The sequence below is a fragment of the Pseudomonas sp. SDO55104_S430 genome, from assembly GCF_054070595.1.
The window spans coordinates 1-5,072 of record NZ_JBSVXG010000313.1; the positions used below are offsets into that span (position 1 = coordinate 1).

Below are 5,072 nucleotides of genomic sequence, written 5' to 3' on the forward strand. Positions count from 1 at the left end.
GACTGACCTGACGCTTTCGCGAGCAAGCCCGCTCCCACAATGGGCGGCTGTGTGTGTCAGGCCCGCGGCAATCGAATGACCGCCGTCAGCCCGCCCCCCGATGTTTCTTCCAGGCTCAATTGCCCGCCCAGCCGCTCCGCCGCCTCGCGGGCAATGGTCATGCCCAGGCCGACGCCTCCGGAGTTGCGATTGCGTGACCCTTCCAGGCGGAAGAAGGGTTCGAACACCGCTTCGCGTTGCTCCGCCGCGATTCCCGGTCCATGGTCGATGACCCTGATCAGCAACTGATCGCGATGGTCTTCCAGGGTGATCGACGCGCGCCCGGCATAACGCAGGGCGTTATCCAGCAGGTTGTTCACACAGGACCTCAACGCCATCGGCTGAACCAGCAGCGGCACACAGTGGCCGCTTGCCTGAACATCGGCCCCCTGATCCTGAGCGTTCTCACTCAATGACTCCACCAGCGCCTGCACATCCATCAACTGCGGCGCCTCGCTGGTGCGCTGTTCGTGCAGGTAGGTGAGGGTGGCGTCGAGCATGCTGATCATGTCGTCCAGATCCTGGCGCATCTGGCCCTGCAACCTGTCGTCGTCGATCTGCTCCAGCCGCAGCTTGAGCCGCGACAGCGGCGTGCGCAGATCGTGGGACACCGCGCCCAGCATCCGCGAGCGCTGTTTGACTTGTTCGATGATGCGCCGCTGCATCTTGTTGAAAGTGTGCGCCGCCTGCCGCGCTTCCCGGGGGCCGGACTCATCCAGCGGCGGACTGTTGAGGTCCTCGCTAAGGCGCTCGGCGGCATCGCTCAAGCGCTGGATCGGCCGGCTCAGCAACTTGGCCCCATACCAGGCGGCGATGATCAGCGAGATGAATTGAAAGGTCAGCGGCACCAGCGGCCCGCCAAACCACGGCCGGGGAGGGCGGTTGGCGAAGCGCGGGTCCAGCGGTGGTCGCTTGCCGTCGAAGCTTTCGGAAAATTCCGGTGGAGGCGGCGGAGGTGGCGGGCCGTAATAATGAAACCAGGCAAAGGCCAGCAGGTGCGCCAGGACAATCGCGATCAGCAACACGCCAAACAGGCGGCCGAACAGCGTATCGAAGCGCCCGCGCATCAACCGATGTCTCGGGCGTCGAACAGGTAGCCTTCACCACGCACGGTCTTGATCAATTGCGGCGCCTTCGGATCATCCCCAAGCTTCTGCCGCAGGCGCGACACCAGCAGGTCGATGCTGCGGTCGAAAGCTTCGATCGAGCGCCCGCGCGCCGCATCCAGCAATTGCTCGCGGCTCAGCACCCGGCGCGGACGTTCGATGAACACCCACAGCAGGCGGAATTCGGCGTTGGACAGCGGTACCACCAGACCATCGGCGGCGATCAGTTGGCGTAGCACGCTGTTGAGCCGCCAGTTGTCGAAGCGGATGTTCGCCCGTTGTTCACTGCGGTCGTCGCGAACCCGGCGCAGGATGGTCTGGATGCGCGCCACCAGTTCACGAGGCTCGAACGGCTTGGACATGTAATCATCGGCGCCCAGTTCCAGACCGATGATGCGGTCGGTGGGTTCGCAGCGAGCGGTGAGCATGAGAATCGGGATATCGGACTCGGCGCGCAGCCAACGACACAGCGACAGCCCGTCTTCGCCGGGCAGCATCAGGTCCAGCACCACCACGTCGAAATGTTCCGCTTGCAGCGCCTGACGCATGGCGGCGCCATCGGTGACGCCGCTGGCGTGGATGTTGAAGCGGGCCAGGTAGTCGATCATCAGTTCGCGGATCGGGACATCATCGTCGACGATCAGCGCGCGAATACTCCAGCGCTTGTCGTCGCCAGGTGCTTTTTGCTCGTCGTTCACAGGTGCGTGGAGGTTGTGCATGCGTGCGTTCATCTGTCAGGTTGGCTGCCAACCACAAAGATAGGCCGCGAGGTGGTGCTTCCAGCATAGGCGTCCGGCCTGCAGCCGAAAAGCGTTGGGTGGAGGACGTGCTGCGGCTGGAGAGGCTAGCGGGCAAGGATGTTGTGGACGTGTCGGTAATGTAACGGGCTCGACACAATTGCCGAAAAGGCTAGTCTTGCCGCAGTGTTCTCGACGATTTACCGATCATCGGGTCCCCCAGCGGCGCTGGTTCCGCTACAATGCGCGCCGATTTCGACTTGCCTGAGAGCCCGCTCATGTCCGCCTGCCAGACTCCTATCATCGTCGCCCTGGATTTCCCCACCCGTGACGCCGCACTGAAGCTGGCCGATCAGTTGGACCCGAAACTGTGCCGGGTCAAAGTCGGCAAGGAACTGTTCACCAGCTGCGCCTCGGAAATCGTCGGCACCCTGCGTGACAAGGGTTTCGAAGTGTTCCTGGACCTCAAGTTCCACGATATTCCCAACACCACTGCCATGGCTGTCAAAGCGGCCGCGGAAATGGGCGTGTGGATGGTCAACGTGCACTGCTCCGGCGGCCTGCGCATGATGGCGGCTTGCCGTGAAGTGCTGGACAAGCGCAGCGGCCCGCAGCCGTTGCTGATCGGCGTGACCGTGCTGACCAGCATGGAGCGTGAGGATCTGGCGGGCATCGGCCTGGATATCGAGCCGCAGGAGCAGGTACTGCGCCTGGCCGCCCTGGCGGAAAAAGCCGGCATGGACGGTCTGGTCTGCTCGGCCCTGGAAGCCCAGGCCCTGAAGTCGGCACATCCGTCGCTGCAACTGGTGACCCCGGGCATTCGTCCGGCGGGCAGCGCCCAGGACGACCAGCGCCGCATCCTGACCCCGCGTCAGGCGCTGGATGCCGGGTCCGATTATCTGGTGATTGGCCGTCCGATCAGCCAGGCGGCGGATCCGGCGCAGGCGTTGGCTTCGGTTGTGGCTGAGTTGGCCTGACAACACACTGAGAACCAAATGTGGGAGCGAGCCTGCTCGCGATGCGGTGGCACATTCAACATCAATGTGACTGACAAATCGCAATCGCGAGCAGGCTCGCTCCCACAGTGGTTCAGTTTTCGTTTTAGACCTTCAACACCAACTTCCCGAAATTCTCCCCGCTGAACAGCTTCATCAGCGTCTCCGGGAACGTCTCCAGACCGTCCACGATGTCTTCCTTGCTCTTGAGCTGCCCCTTGGCCATCCAACCGGCCATTTCCTGCCCGGCGGCGGCGAATTGTGCGGCGTAGTCCATCACCACGAAGCCTTCCATCCGCGCACGATTGACCAGCAGTGCCAGGTAGTTGGCCGGGCCCTTGACCGCTTCCTTGTTGTTGTACTGGCTGATCGCGCCGCAGATCACCACCCGCGCCTTCATGTTCAGGCGGCTCAGCACGGCATCGAGGATGTCGCCGCCGACGTTATCGAAATACACGTCGACGCCTTTCGGGCATTCACGCTTGAGGCCGGCGATGACGTCTTCGTTCTTGTAGTCGATGACGCCGTCGAAACTCAGCTCATCGATCAGGAACTTGCACTTGTCCGCGCCACCGGCGATGCCCACCACGCGGCAGCCTTTGATCTTGGCAATCTGCCCGGCAATGCTGCCCACCGCCCCGGCTGCACCCGACAGCACCACGGTTTCTCCTGCCTTGGGAGCGCCCACGTCAAGCAGGGCGAAATAGGCGGTCATGCCAGTCATGCCCAGTGCCGAGAGGTAGCGCGGCAGCGGAGCCAGTTTCGGATCGACCTTGTAGAAACCGCGCGGCTCGCCGACGAAATAGTCCTGCACGCCCAACGCACCGTTAACGTAATCGCCCACCGCGAACCCGGGATTGTTTGACGCCACGACTTTTCCTACGCCCAAGGCGCGCATGACTTCGCCAAGACCCACCGGCGGGATGTAGGACTTGCCCTCGTTCATCCAGCCACGCATGGCCGGGTCCAGGGACAGGTATTCGTTTTTGACCAGAATCTGACCCGCGGCCGGCTCGCCCACCGGTACTTCCTGATAAGTGAATGTCTCGCGGGTAGCCGGGCCGACCGGGCGTTTGGCGAGCAGGAACTGGCGATTGGTCTGGGTAGTCATGTCAGGCACTCAAGATGAATGAAGCCTTTTAGATAGACCTTCAATGGCGAGGCCGCAAGTTTCGCTGACACGGCGAATAGGTCTCGATCCAGTGTGGTGATAATTGGTACGGGAGTTCCATCACTGCAACTCATGGGCACTCAACCGGCCTTCTGATAGTGCTGCCGTGCACGGGGATGCTCTGGCTAGACTGGGAAAACAATATCCCTCGCCAACTTTTCCTTGAGGACATAACGATGAGCATGACGTTTTCCGGTCAGGTCGCTGTAGTGACGGGCGCCGCCAATGGTATCGGGCGCGCAACGGCCCAGGCGTTCGCCGCCGAGGGCCTGAAAGTGGTGGTGGCTGACATGGACACCGCAGGCGGCGAGGGCACCGTTGCGCTGATTCGTACAGCGGGCGGCGAAGCGACCTTCGTGCGCTGCAACGTCACTGTGGAAAGCGATGTAAAAAATCTGATGGATGAAGTGGTCAATACCTACGGCCGTCTCGACTATGCCTTCAACAACGCCGGCATCGAAATCGAGAAGGGCAAGCTGGCCGAGGGGACACTCGACGAGTTCGACGCGATCATGGGCGTCAACGTCAAGGGCGTGTGGTTGTGCATGAAGTATCAGCTGCCGTTGCTGCTGGCCCAGGGCGGCGGTGCGATCGTCAACACCGCTTCGGTGGCAGGCCTTGGGGCCGCGCCGAAGATGAGCATCTACGCGGCGTCCAAGCATGCGGTGATCGGCCTGACCAAGTCGGCGGCCATCGAGTACGCCAAGAAGAAAATCCGGGTCAACGCGGTGTGCCCGGCAGTCATTGATACCGACATGTTCCGCCGTGCCTATGAAGCCGATCCGAAGAAGGGCGAGTTCGCCAATGCCATGCACCCGGTGGGGCGCATCGGCAAGGTCGAGGAAATTGCCAGTGCGGTGCTTTACCTGTGCAGCGATGGTGCGGCGTTCACTACCGGGCATTCGTTGGCGGTGGATGGCGGTGTTACCGCGTTCTAATTTCTCCAGCGAACTTCGAACCTGTGGGAGCGGGCTTGCTCGCGAAAGCGGTGGGTCAGCAACATCATTGTTGACTGACACTCCCT

Annotated in this window: 5 protein-coding genes; 2 read left to right on the forward strand and 3 right to left on the reverse strand. The window is 62.1% G+C overall.

Annotated elements, in window-relative coordinates; translation table 11 throughout:
• Positions 1 to 56 precede the first annotated feature (56 nt).
• Both ACW9JE_RS28345 and ACW9JE_RS28350 read right to left on the reverse strand, forming a co-directional pair.
• Positions 57 to 1,106, reverse strand: coding sequence for a sensor histidine kinase (locus tag ACW9JE_RS28345; protein WP_457434643.1), 1,050 nt, complete (start codon positions 1,104 to 1,106; stop codon positions 57 to 59).
• Positions 1,106 to 1,864: a response regulator gene (locus ACW9JE_RS28350; RefSeq protein WP_457434644.1), complete on the reverse strand. Its 759-nt coding sequence runs from the start codon at positions 1,862 to 1,864 to the stop codon at positions 1,106 to 1,108. Before ACW9JE_RS28350 ends, ACW9JE_RS28345 begins: the two co-directional genes overlap by 1 nt.
• Before the next feature lie 296 nt (positions 1,865 to 2,160).
• On the opposite strand from ACW9JE_RS28350, the gene pyrF reads away from it, so the two are divergent.
• On the forward strand, positions 2,161 to 2,859 hold the full coding sequence (gene pyrF, locus ACW9JE_RS28355; protein WP_162279042.1) for an orotidine-5'-phosphate decarboxylase: 699 nt from the start codon (positions 2,161 to 2,163) through the stop codon (positions 2,857 to 2,859).
• 124 nt (positions 2,860 to 2,983) lie between these two features.
• Here the strand turns inward: pyrF and ACW9JE_RS28360 are convergent, their stop codons facing one another.
• Entirely contained in the window at positions 2,984 to 3,988 is a 1,005-nt protein-coding gene (locus ACW9JE_RS28360; protein WP_457434645.1) for an NADP-dependent oxidoreductase, read from the reverse strand.
• A 236-nt stretch (positions 3,989 to 4,224) separates the two neighbouring features.
• Here ACW9JE_RS28360 and ACW9JE_RS28365 point away from each other — a divergent pair, with 236 nt between their 5' ends.
• Entirely contained in the window at positions 4,225 to 4,986 is a 762-nt protein-coding gene (locus tag ACW9JE_RS28365; RefSeq protein WP_224537090.1) for an SDR family oxidoreductase, read from the forward strand.
• Positions 4,987 to 5,072: the final 86 nt, after the last annotated feature.